Raw genomic sequence first — 20,899 nt, forward strand, 5'->3', positions numbered from 1 at the left:
GCTATTGTTCGTGAATGGTGTGGGGACGGATGGCTCGCCGTGCGGGCGTCGTGGCCGTGCTGTTGCTGGTGTCGACCGGTGTCCTGCCGGTGGCTGCGGCGGCGGAGTACGGAATCGCGGTGACCCGGGACGTTCCGGTGACGGCCTCGGACGGCACGGTGCTGCGCGCGGACATCTACGCCCCGGCCGATCCGGTGACCGGGGCGCCCGCGGCGGGGCGGTTCCCGGTGATCGTCGGCCTCACCCCGTACGGCAAGGGTGCCTCGGCGGGTGCGAACAGCCCGCCCGGATTCGGCGGTCTCAACCCGAACCTGGTGCGCAACGGCTATCTCGGGGTGGTCGTGGACGTGCCGGGCACCGGCGGCTCGCAGGGCGCTTCGCAGCTCTTCGGCCCGGCCGAGGCCGCGGCGAGCGTCGACGTGATCAACTGGGCGGCGCGGCTGCCGAACTCCACCGGCGCGGTCGGCATGATCGGCGGTTCCTACCTGGCGATCGACCAGCTCTTCGCCGCCGCCGCGGTGGGGCCGAACTCACCGTTGAAGGCGATCTTCCCGATGGCGGCGGCCGTGGACCCGTACCGCGATCTCTTCGTGGACGGCGGCGTGTTCAACGTCGAATCGTCCCTGGGCCTGATCCTGGCCTACGGCGGCACCCGCACGCTCACCCCATTGGCCGAACGGGCCGGTGACCCCCTCGACGCGGTGAACCTCGCCGCGCAGCACCTGGCGCAGGGGCTCGCCTTCGAAGGGACCACCGCGCTCGACGTGCTCACGGACGGGCCCCGGCGGTTCGACGGGCCGTACTGGCGGACCCGCGCACCGGAAACCGTGCTGCGGAAGATCGTGGACAACGGGGTGGCGGCCTTCCTCGCCGGGGGTTCCTACGACGTGTTCCAGCGCGGCGAACCGCTGCTCTACGCCGGCCTGCAGAACGCCGCCGCCGGCCGTCCGGTCACCGCCCCGATGGCGCCCGGCCAGCCGGTGTCCCCGAACTACCAACTGCTGTTCGGCCCGTGGCACCACGGCGACATCGGCGCGGGCGTGGACCTGGACCGGTTGCAGCTGCGCTGGTTCGACCACTGGCTCATGGGCGCCGACACCGGAATCACCGGCACCCGGGCCCCGCTGCGGATCATCCAGGCCGACGGTACCGAGTACCGCGCCGAGACGTACCCGGTCCGGCCGGGGCGCGGCAGCAGACTGCATTTCGACAGCGGCGGGCGCCTGGCCCCCGCGGCTTCCCGGGCGGCGACCGGGGCGGACGACCTGATCTTCACCGGGTTGTCGAATCCGTGCAGCCGGTCCACCGATCAGTTCTCCGCCGGGCTGCTGTCCAAGGTGACCGGCACCCTGTGCACCGCGCCCCGCCCGGCGTCCCCGAACCCGGCCGAGCTCGGCTACCGGTCCGATCCGCTCGCGGCCCCGGTGACCCTGGCCGGTCCGGTCGGCGTCACCCTCCACGCCACGTCCACCACTCCGGAGACACTGTGGACGGTCCGGCTGGAGGAAGTCGCGCCGGACGGGAAGGTCACCACGCTCAGCGGCGGCGCCCAGCTGGGGTCGATGCGCGCGCTCGACCCGGCGCGATCCTGGCCCGCCGCGGACGGCGGCTGGCTGCGGCCGTACCACCCGTTGACGAAGCAATCGCGGACTGCGGTGACCCCGGGCGCGATCACCCGCTACGACATCGAGGTCCGGCCGGTGTTCGCCACGATTCCCGCCGGGCACCGGATCCAGCTCACCGTCGGCACCGGCGACCTGCCGCACCTGATCCCGACCACGGACGTCGTGAACCTGCTCGGCGGCCGCTATTCGGTGCAGCACAACGCGGTGGCGGCCTCGTGGATCGACCTGCCCACCAGCTGAGCCGGGATGTTACTCTTCAGTAGGTTGCGTTGTCGCTGCTGGGAGGTGCGGGGTGGCGGTCCGGTTGCACACTTCGGACGGCGTGGCGATCTCGGTGGCCGAAGCCGGCGCCGAGGACGCCGCGACGACCGTGGTGCTGTTGCACGGATGGACCGGTGATCACACGTTGTGGGACGGCGTGCTGGCCCGAATCGGCGGGCGAGCACGAGTTCTCGCACCGGACTTCCGGGGGCACGGGTCCTCCGGCCCGGCGCCGCGGGGCAGCGCGACCATCGACCGCCTCGCCGACGACGTCGCGGAACTCGTCGCGGCCCGGGCGCCGCGCGGCCCGCTGGTGCTCGTCGGGCACTCGCTGGGCGGCATGGTCATGATGGCGCTGGCCGAGCGGCATCCGGAGTTGGTGGGACGTCGGGTGCGCGGGGCGATGTTCGTGGCGACCTCGTCGGGCGGGCTGCGGGAGGTCACCTTCGGCCTGCCCGCGCCGCTGGCCGCCCTGCTGGCCAGGCGGCGTGGGAAGGCGGCACCGAGGCCGGTCCGCCCGGCGAGCGCGCCCCGTCCGGCCAAACCGGCGATCGGCGCGCTGCCGGTGCGCAACCAGTTGCTGGCCACCCGCCTGATCCGGTGGGTGGCGTTCGGCCGGCGACCGGCCGCGGCGGATGTGCGCGCCACGGTCGCCCAGGTCGCCCGGGCGCACCGGGGGAGTTCGGCCGGATTCCGCCGCGCCCTGGGCAGCCACGAGCGAAAGGCGGCGCTGGCCGCGTACCGGTCGGTGCCGACCGTGGTGCTCGCCGGTGAACGCGACCGGCTCACCCCGCTCGAACACGCGCGGGTGATCGCGGCCGAACTGCCGTCCGCGGCGTTCGTCAGCTATCCCCGCAGCGGCCACATGCTCCCGTACGAGCAGGTCGACGATCTCGCCGCCAGGCTGCGGACGCTGATCGGCTGACACTGTCCACTCAGGAGGAACAGGACATCGAGGTGTCCAGCGGATGTCCCCGGGACCAGACCAGGTCGACCTGGCCCAGTTGCCCGTTGGCCATGATCTGCAGGATCGGCATCGCCTTGTTGAGCTGGTTGCCGGTGGCCTGATCGAAGGCGATGAAACCGCTCGCCCCGGGCACCGCCGAATTGCAGTCTATATTGGACAGGAAGTTCGTGATCGACTTCGGATGGGTGGACGGATTCTCCTCGGCCGCCTTGACCGCGGTGGCCACCGCGTCGTGTTCGATCATCGCGGCGCCGTCCCGGAGATCGGTCTGGGAGAAGCCGTGCGCGCTGAACTCGTCGATGAAATGGTTGTAGTTCTTCTTGTACGCCGGATGGGCGGGATCCTGGGAGAACAGATCCCACTGCCCGGGATACGCGAGTCCGGTGTAGAGGAGTTCGACGCCGATGTCCCCGGAAAGCGGCAGCGGCGCGCCGACGAGGATGGACGTGTCGTCGCCGCTGATCACGGTCACCGAACTCAGTTGCTGGCACGCCCCGTCGTGGGACAGCGCGGTCACGAAGGAGCGGAGGTCTACTCCGCGCCCGGCGAAGTAGATGACGTCCGGTTGCGCGGTGCAGATGTCGGAATGCATACCGGCGAACAGTTTCTGGAGGTACTGGTCCCGGGTCGTGCCGACCGGTTGACCGCTGAGCGAGTCGTATTTCTTGGTGTAGCGCACCTGGACGCCCGGTTGTTCCTGGAAGGCGCTCGCCAGCGTGGCCGCGTAGCCGTCGGATTCGTTCGTGTCCGCGACGAGCATCACCCGTTGTTTCCCGTGTTTCTTGACGTAGTTTCCGGCGGCGTGCGCTTCATCGCTGTTCGTGGGGCCGACCCGGAAGAAGTCCTTGATCCTGGTGTTGTCCACGTCCGTGTTGACGTTGTCGGCGGTGACCGTCGCGCCGATCGTGGCGATTCCGTGCCGGGACAGGGCGGCGGCCGCCTTCCGGGTGTTGTCCAGGCTCACGCCCAGGCCGGCGACCGCCATGATGCGCTGGCTCGCGCTCGCGGCGAGGATCTCGTCCACGACCACCTGCCAGTGTTGGGCGTTGCTGCCGAAGTTCGCCAGCAGCACCTTGAAATTGGCGGGCCGGTCGGTCGGCCACGCGGCGGTGAGGGCGCCCTCGATTTCGTGCCGGACGAATTGCATCGGCGTGGTGTCGATATCCGGGTCCGGGGTCATGTTCTCCAGCACCACGATGGTTTTGAAGTCACCGGCAACCTGCGCGTTGTGCTGTGCGATGAGCCCTTCCAGATCGGCCAGTGGATCGTCATCCCGCATGGGACCGGATTCCAGGTTCAAGCCGACGCACACGTGCGGCGAGCCGACCGAGTGCAACCCGTCGCCGCACGGCTTCCAGAACTCCGAGACGTACACCCCGGCGGCCACCAGGAGCACCACCGGCGCCGCGACCAGGAACCGGTGGCGGTGCAACCGGCTCCGCGGCCGGACGGGCGGACCGCCGGTGCGGCTGGAACCGAGCCGGCGCAGGAAATCGGGAAACGCGGGAAGCTGGGGCATGGCCGAATTCCTTCGCTGAATGGTCAGGGCCACTGGCCACGGGCGGCGTCGTACAGGGCGGCGACATCGGGAAGCTGGGAAATGCGGGCCAGTGACTCGAAGGCGTTCGCGACCTCCTGGTCCTGGTTTCGCCCGCGCACGGCGAACGGGTTCGCGGCCAGCCAGCTCGCCGCGACCAAGCGGGCGAGGTTGTTGCGGATCTCCGTGCGGCCCTCCGGGTTCTGGGCGAGGTCGCGGTTGACCAGTTCGTCGTAGAGCCGGTCGTAGTTCTCTTCGAGGGGCAACTGGTCCGGCGCGTGCACGACCAGCCGGAGGCGATCGACCCATTCCTGGTGCCGCCGCCGGTCGAATTCCTCTTCGAACAGGGTCACCACGCTGCCGAGATCACCGAGCGCCAACTGGCAGTACGCCCGGCGCACCGGATCCTGGTCGGTGTCCGGATCGTCGCGCAACGCGGCGAACTGGTCGGCATAGGACGGGTGCGGGTTGTTCCCGCGACGGGCCAGCGCGGACACCAGGTTCGTGGCGACCCAGGGATGGAGGATCACCTGGTCGGCGGTGGCGCCCGCGGCGGATCGGGCGGTCACCCACAACGCGGTGCGCAGTTCGGTGAGGATGCGTCCGACATGGGGCTGGCTGATCCGGTTCATCGCCGACAGCGGGATCAGCCACGGCGCGGTCGCGAACGGGGCCGCGGTGACGAAGTCGTCGACGCTCACGTCGGGCAGGTGATCGGCCAGGCGCAGCCTGCGCAACCGGGAATGCCACGGATCATCCGTCGCGTCGTCGCCGCCGAGCATGTTGCGGGCCCCGTGCTGAACGGGCCGTTCGCGCAGCAGCTGCCGGACGTGCCGCACCGCCGCGGGAAGTCCGCCGGTGGCCTGCTGGACGAACGCGGCTTTCGCGGCCGAGGAGGTGGTGTCCAGGACTTCGGCGATTTCCTCGATCCGCAGGGGATCGAGCGTGACCGGGTAGTACGGCGAGGGGCGGGAATTCGCCGGACCCTCCGCCCAGTGGTCGTAGGAGGCGGCGTGGCAGGGCGGAACGGAGCGCAGCCGGTCCGGGGCCGCCGGGTCGGGCTGCCACGGCGGGCGCCAGGGCGACTCCCATTCCTTGAGCCAGCGCCCGCTGGTCGCGATGACCAGCAGGGCATCGGACGCCTCGCGCTCGTCGGGATGCTGGCGGCGGTAACGGTTGCGCGCGTCGGTGAGGTCCGCGAGGAATTCCGCCCCGCCGGGGTGATCGACGTTGTCCAGCAGCAGCACCCAATTGTGCAGGTGCCGGACCTTGCCAGGGTTGACGCAGTCGCAGGGGCTCCGCGGTTCCGGGGCGGACATCGCCCGGTGGTTTTCCCGGACGTCGGTGAGGAATGCCGCGGTCAACCACGCGGTGACCGCTTTGACGTCCGTCGGCTCCTCGTGCGCGAGCCGGTTCAGGTTGACCAGTGCGTCCAGCGGGCTCGCGCCCTCGGCCTGGGGAAAGTCGGCGAGTGAGCGCATGGCCTTGCCCAGGCGGGGGCGGATGGTCCGGATCAGCTGGGGAAACACCTTCGTGAACAACTCGGTGAACGGCGGGTGCAGCAGGTCCGCCGCCTGTGCCGTCCCGGCCAGCAGGTCCGCCAGGTTGTCGATCTCGTTCTGCCAATGGCCGCGCCTGAGGTTGTTGAGCAGGTCGCGCAGTGTTTCCTTGTCCTTTTCCCGATTCGTCCCGTCCAGCCCTACCTGCACGGCGATCAGGGCGATGGTGAAGCGGATGAACCGCGGCTTGGCCCGGTGCCGCCATTTGCGGGACAGATCGTAGGCCAGCCGCATGAGCACCTCGACGGTCGTGACCGGTTTTTCCCGTTCGAAGTCGAAGCTCGCGTGCACCACTCCCCAGCTCAAATCGGCGGAGACGGTATTCAATGCGTGTGATTTCCCGGAGCCGGTGGGGCCTAGTAAAACAATCACCGGAAGGGGGCGCGGCGGTTTCCCCGATTTCCCGGTTCCACAGCATCCGTCGAGCCAGCATTACCGCGCTTGATCGGCGTTGATCCACCATTGCGGGGAGCCCCCTCGGAAATGACCTTGGTCGCGCGTCGTATTCCGAGCATAGTAATGTTCACAGCATCGCGGATCTGGTCCCCCGATTTCCGGTCCGATCCATTCGTCGAGCGCGGTGAGCACGCCGCGGGCCGCGTAGCGCCGACACGCGCACTTCCGCACCGACGGCTTCGGCCAAGTTGCCGATCTTGGCCGAAGTCACTTATGTGAGGTGCTAGTAGTTTCAGAAGAGACTGACGCTGCCTTCCGTGATCGCGGGCAAACCCGCTCGGACGATGTGCGCGAGGTCGGCCGCCTGGCAGGTTGAAGGTCATGGCACGCTTCCTCGTCCGGCTCGGTACGGTCGCCTTGGCAGCTCTCACGGTCCTGGTGTGGTCGGAGCCGTCGCAGGCCGCGGGCGTGCCGCCGGTGGAGAAGAAGTTCACCCTGCCGGACGGGCTCGCCGAGCTCAGCGGCTTGGCGATGAGCGCCCGGCATCCCGGCGTGGTCTACGCGCACAACGACAGCGGCAACCCGGCCGAGGTCTTCGCCCTCGACACCGCCACCGGTGCGGTGCGGGCCAGGCTCTCCGTCGCGGGCGCGCGCAACGTCGACTGGGAGGCGATCGCGGTCGGCGCGGACGACGCCGGTCGGCCCGCCCTCTTCCTCGGCGACATCGGCGACAACTCCGGTGACCGTCAGCAGGTCACCGTCTACCGCGTTCCCGAACCCGAACACCTCGCCACGGGCACGGTCGCGGCCACCGCGTTCCCGGTGAAGTTCGCCGACGGCCCGCGTGACGCGGAGTCGATGTTCATCGATCCGAAGAGCAACCGGCTCTATGTCACGAGCAAGGTGATCTTCCTGCCCGGCCGGCTGTACCAGGCCCCGCTGCCGCTGCGCGCCGGACAGGTCAACACGCTCACCCCGATCGGTCCGGCGCCGTCGTGGGCGACCGACGCGGCGTATTCACCGGACGGCCGGGCCTACGTCATCCGCAGCGGGAAGCCGTTGGGTTCGGATGCCGCCTACGTCTACGACGCCGGGGGAGACCGGATCGCCACGGTCTCCCTGCCCGCGCAGGAACAGGGCGAATCGGTCACCTATTTCGACCGCACCTCGCTGCTGGTCGGCTCCGAGAACGACCGGCAGGTGTGGCTGGTTCACCTGCCTCCCGAAGCGATCCCGGCCTCCTGAAGGCGGCCGACACCGAGCGCCTGCCAATCCAGCACCGGGGCGGCCAGTTCGCGAATGGTGGCGAGCAGGCCGAGGCGTGCCCGGCGAACCCGCGAGTCCTCCGCCATGACCAGGATCTCGTCGAAGAACGTGTTGATCGGTCCGGTCAGTGCCGACGCGGCGGCGGCGAAACCGGCCAGCGAAGGCCGCTGCGCGCCGAGGGAGGCGCGAACCTCGGCCAGGGTCCGCTCGAGGGCGGTCTCGGCGGGCTCGCGCAGAAGCGCCCGGTCGTAGCCGGCCTCGGTGCCGGCGGGCACGATCCGCCGAACACGTTGCAGCGCCGAGGCGAGCGCGGCGAATTCCTCGTCACCGCGCCGCCGGTCGAGGTCCGCGAGCGTTTCGTCGGCGCGGCTCGGGATGGTCGCCAGCGGCAGTACGGCGGATACCTGGTCGGCGGGGTGACCGTGATCCAGCAGCAGCTGTTCGTACCGCCGCACCACGAATTCGGCGACCTCGGCGGTCACCCGATCGGGCAAGGCCACACCCTGCGCGCGGACGCGGTCCGCGGCCGCGGCCAGTGCCCGGTCGATCGGGAGGTTCGCCAACCCGGGACAGTCGCGCAGGATGGCGACGACACCGGCGGCCGCGCGCCGCAGCCCGAACGGGTCCGAGCTGCCGGTCGGCCGGGTCCCGATCGCGAACAAGCCCACCAGCAGGTCGGCCCGGTCGGCCAGCGCGAGCAGCGCGCCCGGGGTGGTGGACGGGGTGGCGTCGCCCGCCGCCCGCGGGAGTTCCATGTCGTACAGGGCCTGGGCCACCGCTTCGGGCTCCCCGCTCCGGCGCGCGTACTCGCGGGCCATGGTGCCGGCCAGGCTGGTCAGTTCGATCACCATCTGCGAAGCGAGATCGAACTTGGCCAGGTCCGCCGCCCGGCGCAGGATGGCGGTGTCCTCTTCGGACAGTGACACCTCGCCGGCCAGGGCCAGGGCGATCGCGGCGATCCGGTCGGCGCGCTGCGCCATCGAGCCGAGCTGCTCGGAGAACGCGAGTTTGGCCAAGCCCCGCTTCATTTCCCGGGGTGCGGTCTTCAGGTCCGCGCGCCAGAAGAAGCTGGCGTCCTCGTAGCGGGCACGCAGCACGGCCTCGTTGCCGGCGCGGACGGTGGCGTGGTCGCAGTCGCCGTTGGCCACGGCGACGAAATGGGGCAGCAGTTCGCCGTCGGCGCCGCGGATCGGGAGGTAGCGCTGGTGTTTGCGCATGACGGTGGTGAGGATTTCCGGCGGCAGTTCCAGATACCGTGCCGCGAAACCACCGAGGAGCGCGTTGGGCTGCTCGACCAGATTGGTGATCTCGTCGATGAGCCCGGCTTCGCCGTCGACATCGATCCGGCCGCCCACGGAGGCCGCCAGTTCGCGGGCGGCGTCGATGATCTGGTCGCGGCGATCCTCCTCGCCCAGCACGATTCCGTGGCCCCGCAGGAACTCGGGATAGCCGTCCGCGGCCGGTACGTCCACCACCGCCGTTTCCGCGGTGCGGTGCACGCGGGTGCTCCGCCCGGCGGTGAGCGCGGACACCGACACCGGTACCGGCAGGTCGCCGAGGAGCGCGACCAGCCAGCGAATCGGGCGGGTGAAGGACAGTCGCGGGTCGTTCCACCGCATGTTCCGGTCCGCGCGCAGGGCGCCGACGGCTTCGGCGAGCACCCCGCTGAGCACCTCGACGGCCCCGCGCCCGCGGTCGGTCCGGGTGGCCGCCACGTATTCGACCCCGTCCGCATCAACGCGCCGCAGCTCGTCCACGGCCACACCCTGACCGCGGGCGAACCCGGACAGCGCCTTGGTCGGTGCGCCGTCGGCGTCGAACGCGACCGAGACGCGCGGCCCGCGGACGACCCGTTCGGCGTCGGGCTCGGCCGGTGCCACGTCGTCGATCAGGGCCACCAGGCGGCGTGGTGTCGCGCGGGTGGTGATCTCGCCGTGCGCGAGGCGGGTGGCCGCGAGCTTGTCCGCGAGGATCACCCGCAGCGCCAGCGCGCCCCGGACCACCTCGTTCGGCGGCATCTCCTCGGTGCCGATCTCGAACAGCAGGCGCCGCTGCCCGGTGACCGCGTCGAACTTCTCCGGCACTGGGGCAGGATCGGGGGCGGGGACCACGCCGAGCGGATGACCGAGTTCGACCCGGCGCTCCGCCCACAGCTTCGCGACCTCGCGCGCGAGTCCGCGCATCCGGGCGAAGGCGCGCGCCCGCTCGGTCGTGCTGACGACGCCGCGGGCGTCCAGGATGTTGAACGTGTGCGAGCACTTCAGCACGTGCACGTGGGCCGGTACGGGCAGCCGGGCCTCGAGCATCCGGTCGGCCTCGGCCGCGTAGTCCTCGAACAACCGGCGCTGGGTTTCGACGTCGGCCTCGTCCAGGTAGAACCGGCTCATCTCGTACTCGGCCTGGCCGAACGCCTCGCCGTAGGAAATCCCCGGCGCGTAGGAGATCTTCGCGAAATGGTCGACCTCCTGCAGCGCCATCATGATTCGCTCGACGCCGTAGGTGATTTCCACCGACACCGGGTCCAGGCCCAGCCCGCCCGCCTGCTGGAAGTAGGTGAACTGGGTGATTTCCAAGCCGTCGAGCCACACTTCCCAGCCCAGACCCCAGGCGCCCAGGGCCGGTGAGGCCCAGTTGTCTTCGACGAACCGGACGTCATGAGCGCGCAGGTCGATGCCGAGGGCTTCGAGGCTGCCCAGGTAGAGCTCCTGGGGATCGCCCGGATCGGGTTTGAGGATCACCTGGAACTGGGTGTGGGTCTGCAGCCGGTTCGGGTTCTCGCCGTAGCGCGCGTCGTCGGGGCGGACACTGGGCTCCACATAGGCCACCCGCCAGGGCTCCGGGCCGAGCACGCGCAGCACCGTCGCCGGATTCAGCGTTCCCGCACCGACTTCGGTGTTGAACGGCTGCACCACCATGCAGCCGCGGTCGGTCCAGTACCGGGTCAACGCCAGCAACGCGTCCTGCATGGTCAGCACTACGGCAGTGTAGGTGCTCGGTCCGGGAACTGAGATCATGCGGTGGTATGGCGGAAACCATGCGACGAGAGCCCCGGGCGTTGCTCTTCGACGTGCAGGGCACGGCGACCGATTTTCATTCCACCGTGTGCGGGGAAGCCCGCCGGATCAGCGACGGCCGGTGTCCCGGCGTCGACTGGGCGAACTTCGTCGACCGGTGGCGCGCCGCGTACTACACGGCGCTCACTGCGGCGGGCACCGGCCGGGAGCACTGGATTTCCGTGCATTCGGTGTACCGGAAGGCGTTGGACCGGTTGCTCGAGGACGAGCGCATCACGGTCTTTTCCGAAGCCGAGCGGGAAGAACTGGCGCTGGCCTGGCAGCGGCTCGTGCCGTGGCCGGACACCGTCGAAGGCCTGACCCGCCTCAAGAAGCGCTACACGCTGGCCACCCTGTCCAATGCGGATGTGTCCGCCGTGGTGAACCTTTCCAAGCGAGCGGGCCTGCCGTGGGATGCGATCTTCACCGCGGAGATGGCCGGGGCGTTCAAACCCGACCCCGCTGCTTACCGGATGGCCGCGACCTATCTCGGGCTCGCGCCCGAAGAGATCATGATGGTCGCCTGCCACAAGTACGACCTCCGGGCCGCCGCGTCGCTGGGCTTGCGGACCGCGTTCGTCGCGCGCCCGCTGGAGTTCGGGCCCGGCGGGGACGTCGATGTGGCCTACGAGCCCGAGTTCGACCTCAATGCCGCCGATTTCCTCGACCTCGCGGATCAGCTCGGCAGCTAGCCGCGGCCGTGCTGGAGCTGTTCGGCGCGGAGGGTGATTTCCAGGGCGAACCGTTCGTCCGGATCGTTGAGGCGGTCGCCGAAGAGTTCCTCGAGCTGGCGTATCCGGTGGCGCACGGTCTGCGGGTGCACGTCGAGCAGGGTGGCCAGCGCCGGAGCGCCGCCCCGGGTCTGCAGCCACGCGAGGAGGGTTTCGCTCATCTTGGCGCGCTGCTTGGCGGTGAGCCCGTCGAGCGGGGACAGGCTGCGCCGGCAGATCTCGGCGAGCAGGAACGGGTCGGCGAGCAGGCTGTGCGTGGCGAGGTGGTCCGCCCAACGGGTGACCGGGGCGTCGGGCAGCACGCCGCGGCGGAGGAGTTCCAGGGTCTGGCGAGCGCGCCGCAGCGAGTCGGCCGCGTCACCGAGGGGCACCCGCGGCCCGATGGCGGCCCGGGTCCGGCCGAAACCGCGCGTGGCGTCCGGGCCGGGGGCACCACCGGGCAGGAGCAGGCAGGGTTCGGGGCCACGCGGATCGGCCAGGGCGTTCGTACCCGCGAGGAAGTCGGTGAGGGCCTGCTCGTCAACCGGTGGTTCCAGGGCGACCAGGGTGACCTCCTCGGGCAGCGGCCACCCGGCCGCGCGGGCCAGCCGCTCCAGCGCCCGCGGCGAGCGGTCCCGCCTGGTCAGGATCTGCTCGAGCAGCCGGCGGCGGCTGTGGTCGCGGCCGCCTTCCGTCTCGCCCTGCGCGACGGAGTAGCCGGCGAGGGAGAGGGCGGAAATCTCGTCCACGAAGGCGAACACGGCGTCGGCGCAGGCGCAGACGACCTCGGCCGACACCCGGTGCCGGCGTCCGAAGGCGGCGAGGTAGCGCCAGGCCACCCGGCCGCCGACCCGGTAGGCGCTCTGCAGTTCGTCCCGGCCGCGGCCCGCGGCGAACTCCGCCTTGCCCAGCCGCCGGAACATCCGACCCCAGTCCTGCGGCGTGGTACCGGGGGAGCGGCTGCCGTCCACGACCCACTGGACCACCTGCCGCACACCGGCGACGGCGATCTCCCCGGCCTGCCCCGCCAGGGCCGGCGCGTACTCCGGGACGGCGGCGCGGATCCCGTCGATGACGGCCCTGGCCATCGGGTCGGCGTGCGGGCGGAACTGTTCGACCAGGTCACGGGGGATGGCCGACCACAATCGGCGTGCGGTGGCGAATTCACCGGCCACCTCGGAATCGACCGGCCGCCAACGGGAGATCGGAAGCGCAGCGGGTGCCGGGGCGACCCGGATATCGGCAACGGTCATCGTCGACCTCCCCCGACGGCACGTGCCGTCCTGTTGCGGTGGTCACCGAGGGCAGTGCGCCATTCGGCGTAACCTCACCGTGCCGCAGGCGCGAGGGCGACATATCGGGGAAATTACGTAGATCGAGTAAGTAGGTGTTATCGCGGTCGCCAGCCGAGCTCCGCGGAGATGGCGGCGGTCGTCTCCAGCAGGGCGGGCAGCAGGGCCTTGAGCGCGGTCAGGTCGGTTTGCGGTTTCAGCGTGGTGATGGAGATGCCTCCGGCCACGTGCCCGGCGTGGTCCCAGACCGGCGCCGCGACGCAGTTGGAGATCGGTTCGTATTCGCCGTCGTCGTAGGCCCACCCGTTGGCCCGGACCTCGTCCAGCCGTTTCTCGAAGGCGGCGCGGCTGGTCAGGGTGTGGTCGGTGTATTTGTCGAAGGTCATCTGATCGAGGATCCGGCGGCGTTTCTCCGCCGGGAGGTGCGCGAGGATGGCCTTGCTCACGCCCGCGGTGTGCAGCACGACGTAACCGCCGATCCGGGTGTTGAGGTGGATCGCGTCGGGCGGTTCGATCTTGTCGACGTAGACCACGTGCGAGCCCTGCTGAACCGCGAACTGCACGGTGTGCCCGGTGCGTTCGCTCAGGTTCCTGATGTGGGGGTGGACGAGCGTGCGCAGGTCGAACTGCTCGAGTGCGGCTTCGGCCAGTGCGGCGAGGCGGAACCCCACCCCGTACCGGCCCTTGTCGTCCTTGCGGACGAAGCCGCCCTCGGTGAGGGTGTGGACGAGCCGGAGCGCGGTGGTCCGATGCACTCCCCACAGCTCTGCGATCTCACGGAGTTCGCGCGGCCGCTGGCTGCAGAACTCCAGCAAATCGATCGCCCTGCGGACCGTCTGCGACACCCTGACCGCCTTCCCCGACCGAGTGCGCATCGCGAAACTCGATGTGCGTCGACCGCACGGAGTTTAGGCGAAGTGCTGGCCGCCGTTGATGTCCACCACGGTGCCGGTGACGTAGTCCGCCTGCGCGGAGGCGAGCCAGAGCGCGGGGCCGGCGACGTCGGACGGGGTACCGGCGCGGCCGAGGGGAACGGCCCCGATCGTCTCGCGTTTGGACTCGGCCGTAGTGAAAGCGTCGTGGAACGGCGTGGCCTCGATGAATCCCGGCGCCAGCGCGTTGACGGTGATGCCACGCGGGGCGAGTTCCTTGGCGAGGCCGCGGGTGAACCCGAAGACCGCCGCCTTCGCCGTCGCGTAGGCCAGCGCGCCGGGGTGGCCGCCGGTGCGCCCGGCGAGCGAGGCGACGTTGATGATCCGGCCGGTGCCGGTCGTCATGATCGGCACGGTGTGGTGGGTGAACAGGAACATGCTGTCCAGGTTGACCGCGAGAACGGTGCGCCACAGATCGAGATCGAGTTCGGCGATGCCCGCACGCCGCACGAGGCCGCCGACGTTGTTGACCAGGATGTCCACCGCACCGAGTTCGCCGTGAACGGTGTCGACCGCGCGGGGAACCTCGGTCGCCGAGGTCGCGTCCAGGGCGAGGAGCACCGGCCGATGCCCCGAGGCCTCGGTGATGGCCTCGACCACCCGCGAATCCGGTTCGTGGGAACGGTAAGTGAGCGCGATCCGCGCGCCCGCACGAGCGAAGGCCACGGCGATCGCCTGCCCGATGCCGATACCTCCGCCCGTGACGAGCGCGGTCTTACCTGACAGGGACACGGTTGTTTCTCCAGAGAGGGGTGCGGATCACCGGATGGCGGCGGTGCCTTGCTTCCGCCCGCCCGGCCACAACCGTACTACTATGCGCACAAGAAGTGCAACATATGCACACTTAACTGGTGGTTACCCCGAGTGCAGACCCGACCCCCCGATCCCGTAAAGTTTCCCGACGCCGCCCCCGTAGCCCAATCGGCAGAGGCAGCGGACTCAAAATCCGTCCAGTGTGCGTTCGAGTCGCACCGGGGGCACCCGGCCAAACCTGCCAAAACAGCCCCTCACCAGGCGAAACCCGGTGAGGGGCTGATCTTGCGTTACCCGGTCGTACCCGGTCCACCCCGGTTGTCCCCGGGGGTTTGCGGCCTATTCGCGGCCTGGGACCGCCCGGCGGGCAGTCCCAGGCCGCGGCTGATCTGGTCCCGGGCGCTGTCCTCCATCTCGGCGATGATCGCGGCGTAGATCTGCAGCAGGACCGCGACCGAGTGTCCGGCCCATTCGGCGACCTGGCGGGCGGGAACGCCCGCGGCCAGTCAGAGGGAGACGCACGCGTGCCGCAGATCGTAGGGCCGTTTGCACAGCACCGACGCGTACTCCTGCTCGGTCAGCGCCGCCTTGCGGGCGTTGCCCAGACGCGGTTGACCGTGGACTCCGAGAGGTCACCGCCGGTCAGGCTCCGGAACAACCGGGCGGCGGTACCGAACCGCTGCAGGTGGGCGTGCAGCAACTTGGTGAGCGGCGGCGGGCTCGGGACGCGGCGCACCTCGCCCACCGCGCGTTGTTTGAGCTGGCGCCGGTCCCGCCGTTCGTTCGAGTCGGTCCAGGCCGCGCCCGCAGTCGGCGCGGCCTGGGACAGCAGCAACTCGCCCCAGCCGTCCTCGCCTTCGGGGAACACCCAGTCCTGGGCGTCCTCGTCCCATTCCATGTCGGGCAGCAGCAGGTCGGGCTTGCTCAGCATGGCGGCCTCTTCCGGCCGCAGTGCCGCGTAGTACTGGGTACCGAAGTGCGCCACCAGCATCGGGCCGGATGACCGGCGCGGTTCGCCGTCGATGTACTGTGCCGCGACTCCGGCGAGCAGCCGTTCGAACTGCTTCGGGTTGATGACCACGCGCTTGTCGATCGCCTTGACCTCCTTCGGCGCTGTCCATTTGATGTCCGGCAGCCGGTTCTTGATGAGCAACTTTTCGTCGACCGCGTACTCCAGCGCGTTGTACAGCACCGATCGCTTCCGGGAGACCGTTTTCGCCGCGGCTGGTTTGCCATCCATCTTCAGCGCGATCTGGTCAAGCGCCTTGCGTGCCGTCGCCGGGTCATCCAGGCGTGAGACAGGCAGTGTGTTCGTGGCCAGCCATTTCAGCGCGCTCGATCTCCGGAGGTTTCTCTGTGTCCCGGCGTTTGGTGTTGTACGCCCATCCGGTCATCGCTTTGCGGAGAACCTTGTCGTCGGGTTTTCCCCGCTTGGTCGCGAGCATGGCGAAGGTGACCGTGGCCATCGTGTCCGCGTTTCCGCTGCGGGACTTCGCCGCCGCGCGGGGCCACTTGAAATCGACGTACGTTTGGGCGAATTCGAACCAACTTTGGTCCGCTGCTTTTCTGCTGATCGAGACCGGTAGTCCGTCAATCAGGCGGAATGCTTCTCCCTTGGCTTGTGCGGTGATGAGTTGCGAACGAAAGCTCTCGGCGAGAGTCTTCGTCGCAAAGGTTCGTGGCCACACCTTCCCCGCCACAATCCAGCGAACGGTGTAGGTTTTCTTCCCCGGTTTTCCGTTTTTTCGAGGTTTTCCAACCTTTGTGCGAATAGTCCAAATCTTGACGTCAAAGGTTGTCGGTTCCATCAAGTTGCCTTTTCCAGGCTGTTTTCCCAACGTTCCAGATCGGCTCGGCGTATTCGGAGCTGCCCGTTGGGTAATTTGATGCAACGCGGTGCGGTGCCTTTGGCTCGCCAGTCGTACCATGTGGACCGGGCGACACGGAATTCGGTGAGGAACTCGGAAACAGTGAGGTGTCGGCGAGTGCTCGTAGTCCCTTCTCGTGCGCTCATGGGAGTTGAACCTTTCAAGTCTTATTTGGGCAGCGAAGGACCAATAGACGTTTTGGACTCGCCCGTGAACGCTTCGCGATTAGTGTGAACCCGGCTGCTGTCGCCCAGTTTTATTGGTGCCGGGTGTGTTTGTGCATTACCTGCAAGTGGAGACCTCTTCGTTCATCCTCTCGGCCTGGCGGTGAGCCCGATCAAATCTGTCAGGGCCCCGTCCGAGGGGTGGTGAGTGTGCACGAGGTCTGCCCTTGTGACAGACTTGATGCCTTGTGTGGAAAAGGCGGGAACATTCCGGGCGCGCCTACCTTTGGCCCTCTTGGCCAGCAGAACGCCGGGTGCCGATGTGGCCTGCCGGCGCGAATGCCACAGTTCCGCCTCGGCTCCTGTGGCGCTCCCGCTTCGACCCGGGTCCGCGCTGCCCGCGGAGAGCTCGTCGACTGAACCCGCACGCGTCGACTGGGCAGACATCTGAGACCCCTCACGCGTCGAAGAGATGTCTCGTTCCTCCCGCGCTCTGCGCGGCGAGCCCCGTCCGAGTCCGTCCCTCGTCCCGCAACCCCGCAGGGTCTCTTGCGGTCTGGCGTCCCTGAAGCGACACAGCAGCGCCCAGAACGAGACCTGGAACAGGCCACGCCCGTTTCGGGTCTCGTCGCAGACCCGGAGAAGACCCGAAGTGGTCGATCACTGGGCGGACGCGAGCCCTCAAATGCGCCACAGCAGTGCCCAATTGAGGCACTCGCGAAGCCGTCCGCGCTCCTGGCCATGAGCACAGTCCGATCTCCGTGAGCAACCCGGCGGCGCCCATACGATCCCCTGCAGCCCATGACACGGCTCGTCAATGGTCTTGCGTGACGAATTGCCCCCCCCAGCCCCCGTGTACACGACTGCGAGTTCCGAGCAGCCTGCCGTGATTCAAACGCGGCGCGCCACCACCCGAGCACGGTGCGGATGTAGTCCTGGGTGATCGTGCTGACCGGGTGGAGGCCGTGGCCGGGGCCAGTTGCACCAGATGCAGCGCCTGACCCGCGCGATCGGCGTGCCCGGCGACCAGCGCCGCGGCGACGGGTGGGATAGCAGCTCGCACCCGCGGTCAAGCCGACGATCAGCACCGGCAGTCACTCCCGCAGGGCCCTCGGGAACGAGCGCCCGTGTCCGAATCGATCAGGCGATGACCGGTGTTCGCTGATGTTGGCTCACTGGCACGATCAACCCGTTGCCCGACAAGATCGTGGCCATGGGATACGTTGCCAATCCACGAAGTCCAGGCGATGTTCCCTCGCGGTCCTGGGCGACCGGTCTCTAGTCACTGGGTTCGGTGTGTGGTGATGCCCAGGCGGCGGGCCATATCGGAAACGAAAGTGCCGCCGGGGTCGGCGGTGTCGCGGATCCGGCGCCACTGGTCCAGCCGCGGGTACATTCGCTCGATCATCTCCCGGGTGGTCCGCGAGTCCTTCGCGAAGTACAGGCGGCCACCGGCGTCCAGCACCTGGTCGTCCAGGTCCTGGCAGAACCGGTGCAGGCCGTCCTTCATCGGGAAGTCGAGGCTGAGCATGTAGCCCGGGTGCGGCCAGGACAGCGGGGCCGGGTTGGCCTCGCCCATCCGCTTGAAGACGTTGAGGAACGACAGGTGCCCGGAATGCGCGATGGTGCGGACGATGTCGGCCAGCTGCCGCTCGGCGCCGCGCGGTACGGAGAACTGGTACTGCAGGAATCCTTCGCGGCCGTAGGCCCGGTTCCATTCGCCGAGGACGTCCAGGGGGTGGAGGAACTGGGCGATGTTCGCGATCTTGCCGCGGGCGTGCTTGGGGAACATGCGGTGGGCGACTTCGCCCGCCAGCCGGGAAGTCAGCCCGTTGACCATGCCGTTCGGGAAGAGGTCGGGCAGTGTGGCCAGCTGCGGCGCGTGCAGCCGCAGCGGATCCCGGCGCAGCTTCGGCGGCAGGTCCGCCAGCCGGGCCAGCGAGCCGCGGGAGAACGTGGCGCGGCCGAGCCGGGCGCCGGTGGAGATCGTGTCGGGTACCGCGGCGGAGTAGTCGTAGTTCTCGTCGGAGCCGTCGGTGAGCAGCTCCATGGTTTCCTCGAGGTTGCCGGTGCGGTCGTAGTCGGCGAGGAAGTACGCGGTCTCGGTGCGCTTCATCCGCAGCCGGGCGCGCAGCACGATCCCGGTCAGCCCGATGCCGCCGACGGTCGCCCAGAACAGCTCGGCGCCAGGTCCGTTGGGAGCCAGTGTGTGGATTTCGCCGTCGGCGGTGAGCAGGTCCATCGACACCACGTGGTTGCCGAAGCTGCCCGCGCTGTGGTGGTTCTTGCCGTGGATGTCGTTGGCGATCGCGCCGCCGACGGTGACCTGCCGCGTGCCCGGGAGCACCGGCACCCACAGCCCGTGCGGCAGCGCGGCCCGCATCAACTGGTCCAGGCTCACCCCGGCGTCCACGTCGGCGACCGCCTGATCCGGATCGATGTGGTGGATCCGGTCCAGGACGGTCATATCGACGACCAGCCCACCGGCGTTCTGCGCCGGATCCCCGTACGACCGGCCCAGGCCCCGCGCGATCACGCCCCGTGGACCGGCCCGCCGCACCGCCCGGGCGATGGCGTCGACGTCCGGGGTGGAGAGCACCTCGGCAACCGTGCCGACCGCCCGACCCCAGCCCCGCAGTTCCCGCCGCTGGCACATCAGCCCCGAACCCGTCATGCCGGCGAGACTAGCCACAGTGCAGGTTCTACCTGCCGTGGAGGGGTGGGTGGTGGTTGAACGTCACGCTCAGGAGGCCGCTGCGGCGGACAATGAAGGCGATGGTGACAGCGTAGGTGGTCGGAATTGTGCTGCCGCGAAAGCCGTTCGTTAGTTCCACTTACTTACACCGTGTCCTACGTGGCTCTCGGATCCTGAAGGTTGGGTGTCGGCAATGCTTGCTCGTCTCCGCCACTTCAGTCGTTGGTGGCCTCGCCTGCGCAGGGATTCGAAGCGTGGGGCGAAAGTACGGGCACGTTGATGGTCAAGATGCCGATGTTGTTGTTACAGACGCCGATTGGGACATTAATGTTCACGTTGTTGACATCGACTTCGTTGATGTCAACAACGCCTATCGGCTTTTGCGGTGGGTTGTATTCATCGTCGGCACGAGCGGGACTGCCGTGATCGATCTCGTTGGGGAGCGGCTCGGTCGGCTCGTCGGGGACATCGACGACCTCGCAGAGATCCCCAGCGGGATGCTCTCCCGGTTCGAGGGCGTCGGCGGTCACCCGGTACTCCTCGCTGAGCGGGTCAGGACCATAGAGACAGAAGGCGACCCGTACTGGTGCCAGCCTGGTCGGGTCAGTGGTGCCATAGAGCACTTTTACGTCGTCGTCGGCCTTGCCAGCATCGGGTGTGGCTGCGGCGCTGGGAAGCGCCCAAGGAGCTAACAGCGTCATGCTGCACGCGGCGACGGTGGCTGTTCGAACGAAACTCATCGATCCTTTCCTTCCTGCTCCAGCCGCGCAGGACTGGAGAACACCTCCGTATGGGCATTCCCCACGTTGTCCCGCCCATTCGCCGACGTATACGGGCCACCTGATCGAGCGAACCTCTGGATAAGACAGACGGTGGCGAGGGGGTGCGATGACCTACGCGCGGGCCCCTGGGCACGGTCGCCCTACGGCGCCGGGACCGGCACGGAAAGCCCGCGACCGCCTGGCCAGGACGAGCTGCCACCCCTCGATCCCCGGCGGGACCGCGACCTGGACCTACCTGCCCCACCCCGTATCCGGGTGGGCGCGGCTCGGCTGGCCGTGCCCGTGTCCCTGCCGGGCGGACAGGACGTGACCGTGGGCCTGGACCTGCGGTTCCCAGAGCGCCCGAGCACGGTGACCGTCCAGATCGGCTGGACCGATGTTCCGCATCACCTGGCCTGTGACCGCCGGCGGCGTGGTCGCCAGCCCTGCTCAAGCTCCACCAGGGCGACCTGCTGTGATCGTCCCTCGCGCCGTTCGCGTGCCCGACGACGCTCCGCTCGGGCACGACCCGCCCGCGTCGTGCGAGCGCCGCCCCCGGCTTCCGCAGAGGACCTTTCAGCAGCCACGGGCCGCTTTACTACGGACCCAGATCGTCAGTGGCGAGGTCGAGCCGCACCCGGTGCACTCGAGGACGCAGCCGGTGGGTGAACGACTCGACCGACGCCTCCGCCTCGGCCTCCACCACCAGCTCGGGCAGCACCGGCTGAAACTCCGTGCGGCCGCGGCCGAACACGCCCGCCGACACGCGCGCCAGGGGATCGCCGGTGACGGTCGCATGCTCGCCGATGTGGGCTCGCACGCCTGGCGCGAGCGGCTGCGAAAGCCCGATCTGGCGCAGCCGGCCGGTCTGGTCGCGGCGCGCCAGGACCACCTCGGTCGGCTGTTCCGGGTCGCCGGTCACCCCGACCACGATCGCATCCACGACACTCAACTGGCGGATCTTCACCCAGGCTCCGGTGCGGCCCGCGCGATACGGCGCGTCCACGAGCTTGGCCACCACACCTTCGATTCCGACCGTGCTCATCTCCGGCCGCATCCA

At 69.1% G+C, this 20,899-nt stretch carries 15 protein-coding genes, 1 tRNA gene and 1 pseudogene; 5 read left to right on the plus strand and 12 right to left on the minus strand.

Features of this window, described 5'->3' with window-relative positions:
- Nucleotides 1-29 precede the first annotated feature (29 nt).
- Both FXO23_RS42950 and FXO23_RS42955 read left to right on the plus strand, forming a co-directional pair.
- Nucleotides 30-1,865, plus strand: coding sequence for a CocE/NonD family hydrolase (locus FXO23_RS42950; RefSeq protein WP_218952323.1), 1,836 nt, complete (start codon nucleotides 30-32; stop codon nucleotides 1,863-1,865).
- Nucleotides 1,866-1,917: 52 nt separating this feature from the next.
- Nucleotides 1,918-2,811, plus strand: coding sequence for an alpha/beta fold hydrolase (locus FXO23_RS42955; RefSeq protein ID WP_158893347.1), 894 nt, complete (start codon nucleotides 1,918-1,920; stop codon nucleotides 2,809-2,811).
- 10 nt (nucleotides 2,812-2,821) lie between these two features.
- Here the strand turns inward: FXO23_RS42955 and FXO23_RS42960 are convergent, their stop codons facing one another.
- Together FXO23_RS42960 and FXO23_RS42965 are read right to left on the minus strand one after the other, a co-directional pair.
- Nucleotides 2,822-4,372 carry an ABC transporter substrate-binding protein gene (locus FXO23_RS42960; RefSeq protein ID WP_158893349.1) on the minus strand — a complete coding sequence of 517 codons (1,551 nt, stop codon included), beginning with the start codon at nucleotides 4,370-4,372 and terminating at the stop codon, nucleotides 2,822-2,824.
- 23 nt (nucleotides 4,373-4,395) lie between these two features.
- Nucleotides 4,396-6,255 (minus strand): hypothetical protein, encoded by a 1,860-nt coding sequence (locus FXO23_RS42965; protein ID WP_246258389.1) that lies wholly within the window; start codon nucleotides 6,253-6,255, stop codon nucleotides 4,396-4,398.
- 471 nt (nucleotides 6,256-6,726) lie between these two features.
- On the opposite strand from FXO23_RS42965, the gene FXO23_RS42970 reads away from it, so the two are divergent.
- Complete coding sequence (locus FXO23_RS42970; RefSeq protein WP_158893353.1) at nucleotides 6,727-7,590, plus strand: SdiA-regulated/phytase-like domain-containing protein; 864 nt, start codon at nucleotides 6,727-6,729, stop codon at nucleotides 7,588-7,590.
- Here the strand turns inward: FXO23_RS42970 and FXO23_RS42975 are convergent.
- A complete protein-coding gene (locus tag FXO23_RS42975) occupies nucleotides 7,557-10,577 on the minus strand; it encodes a glycine--tRNA ligase (RefSeq protein ID WP_158893393.1) in 3,021 nt (1,006 codons plus the stop codon). The two genes, FXO23_RS42970 and FXO23_RS42975, sit on opposite strands and share 34 nt — an antisense overlap.
- Nucleotides 10,578-10,645: 68 nt before the next feature.
- Here FXO23_RS42975 and FXO23_RS42980 point away from each other — a divergent pair, with 68 nt between their 5' ends.
- Complete coding sequence (locus FXO23_RS42980; RefSeq protein ID WP_158893355.1) at nucleotides 10,646-11,356, plus strand: haloacid dehalogenase type II; 711 nt, start codon at nucleotides 10,646-10,648, stop codon at nucleotides 11,354-11,356.
- Here the strand turns inward: FXO23_RS42980 and FXO23_RS42985 are convergent.
- From FXO23_RS42985 to FXO23_RS42995, 3 genes are all read right to left on the minus strand, one after another.
- Nucleotides 11,353-12,627, minus strand: a complete 1,275-nt coding sequence (locus tag FXO23_RS42985) for a PucR family transcriptional regulator (RefSeq protein ID WP_246258390.1) — start codon at nucleotides 12,625-12,627, stop codon at nucleotides 11,353-11,355. The two genes, FXO23_RS42980 and FXO23_RS42985, sit on opposite strands and share 4 nt — an antisense overlap.
- A 137-nt stretch (nucleotides 12,628-12,764) precedes the next feature.
- Nucleotides 12,765-13,511, minus strand: coding sequence for an IclR family transcriptional regulator (locus FXO23_RS42990; protein ID WP_158893357.1), 747 nt, complete (start codon nucleotides 13,509-13,511; stop codon nucleotides 12,765-12,767).
- Between the two features lie 63 nt (nucleotides 13,512-13,574).
- Entirely contained in the window at nucleotides 13,575-14,330 is a 756-nt protein-coding gene (locus FXO23_RS42995; RefSeq protein WP_158893359.1) for an SDR family NAD(P)-dependent oxidoreductase, read from the minus strand.
- Between the two features lie 174 nt (nucleotides 14,331-14,504).
- On the opposite strand from FXO23_RS42995, the gene FXO23_RS43000 reads away from it, so the two are divergent.
- Nucleotides 14,505-14,578, plus strand: a tRNA-Leu gene (locus tag FXO23_RS43000).
- Nucleotides 14,579-14,928: 350 nt separating this feature from the next.
- Here the strand turns inward: FXO23_RS43000 and FXO23_RS52565 are convergent.
- The 6 genes and pseudogenes from FXO23_RS52565 to FXO23_RS43025 form a co-directional block, all read right to left on the minus strand.
- Entirely contained in the window at nucleotides 14,929-15,591 is a 663-nt protein-coding gene (locus FXO23_RS52565; protein WP_343034578.1) for a hypothetical protein, read from the minus strand.
- A gap of 43 nt (nucleotides 15,592-15,634) precedes the next feature.
- A complete protein-coding gene (locus FXO23_RS52570) occupies nucleotides 15,635-16,159 on the minus strand; it encodes a hypothetical protein (RefSeq protein ID WP_343034579.1) in 525 nt (174 codons plus the stop codon).
- The gene (locus tag FXO23_RS43010) at nucleotides 16,159-16,365 is read right to left on the minus strand and encodes a helix-turn-helix transcriptional regulator (protein WP_158893361.1); all 207 of its coding nucleotides are present in this window, start codon (nucleotides 16,363-16,365) and stop codon (nucleotides 16,159-16,161) included. Before FXO23_RS43010 ends, FXO23_RS52570 begins: the two co-directional genes overlap by 1 nt.
- A gap of 1,300 nt (nucleotides 16,366-17,665) precedes the next feature.
- Nucleotides 17,666-19,057 carry a decaprenylphosphoryl-beta-D-ribose oxidase gene (gene dprE1 / locus FXO23_RS43015; RefSeq protein ID WP_218952325.1) on the minus strand — a complete coding sequence of 464 codons (1,392 nt, stop codon included), beginning with the start codon at nucleotides 19,055-19,057 and terminating at the stop codon, nucleotides 17,666-17,668.
- Between the two features lie 236 nt (nucleotides 19,058-19,293).
- Complete coding sequence (locus FXO23_RS43020) at nucleotides 19,294-19,818, minus strand: hypothetical protein (RefSeq protein ID WP_158893363.1); 525 nt, start codon at nucleotides 19,816-19,818, stop codon at nucleotides 19,294-19,296.
- 619 nt (nucleotides 19,819-20,437) lie between these two features.
- Nucleotides 20,438-20,899: pseudogene (locus FXO23_RS43025) on the minus strand (hypothetical protein); the annotation flags it as partial.

The organism is Amycolatopsis anabasis, from assembly GCF_009765355.1.
Lineage (GTDB): Bacteria > Actinomycetota > Actinomycetes > Mycobacteriales > Pseudonocardiaceae > Amycolatopsis > Amycolatopsis anabasis.

What these genes read in the sequence shown, in the direction of transcription:
- FXO23_RS43020 (WP_158893363.1), bottom strand. Translation starts at nt 19,818, where the DNA reads ATGAGTTTCGTTCGAACAGCCACCGTCGCCGCGTGCAGCATGACGCTG.
- FXO23_RS52570 (WP_343034579.1), bottom strand. Translation starts at nt 16,159, where the DNA reads ATGGAACCGACAACCTTTGACGTCAAGATTTGGACTATTCGCACAAAG.
- FXO23_RS42950 (WP_218952323.1), top strand. Translation starts at nt 30, where the DNA reads ATGGCTCGCCGTGCGGGCGTCGTGGCCGTGCTGTTGCTGGTGTCGACC.
- FXO23_RS42960 (WP_158893349.1), bottom strand. Translation starts at nt 4,372, where the DNA reads ATGCCCCAGCTTCCCGCGTTTCCCGATTTCCTGCGCCGGCTCGGTTCC.
- FXO23_RS42985 (WP_246258390.1), bottom strand. Translation starts at nt 12,627, where the DNA reads ATGACCGTTGCCGATATCCGGGTCGCCCCGGCACCCGCTGCGCTTCCG.
- dprE1 (WP_218952325.1), bottom strand. Translation starts at nt 19,057, where the DNA reads ATGACGGGTTCGGGGCTGATGTGCCAGCGGCGGGAACTGCGGGGCTGG.
- FXO23_RS42975 (WP_158893393.1), bottom strand. Translation starts at nt 10,577, where the DNA reads ATGCAGGACGCGTTGCTGGCGTTGACCCGGTACTGGACCGACCGCGGC.
- FXO23_RS52565 (WP_343034578.1), bottom strand. Translation starts at nt 15,591, where the DNA reads ATGGATGGCAAACCAGCCGCGGCGAAAACGGTCTCCCGGAAGCGATCG.
- FXO23_RS43010 (WP_158893361.1), bottom strand. Translation starts at nt 16,365, where the DNA reads ATGAGCGCACGAGAAGGGACTACGAGCACTCGCCGACACCTCACTGTT.
- FXO23_RS42980 (WP_158893355.1), top strand. Translation starts at nt 10,646, where the DNA reads ATGCGACGAGAGCCCCGGGCGTTGCTCTTCGACGTGCAGGGCACGGCG.
- FXO23_RS42970 (WP_158893353.1), top strand. Translation starts at nt 6,727, where the DNA reads ATGGCACGCTTCCTCGTCCGGCTCGGTACGGTCGCCTTGGCAGCTCTC.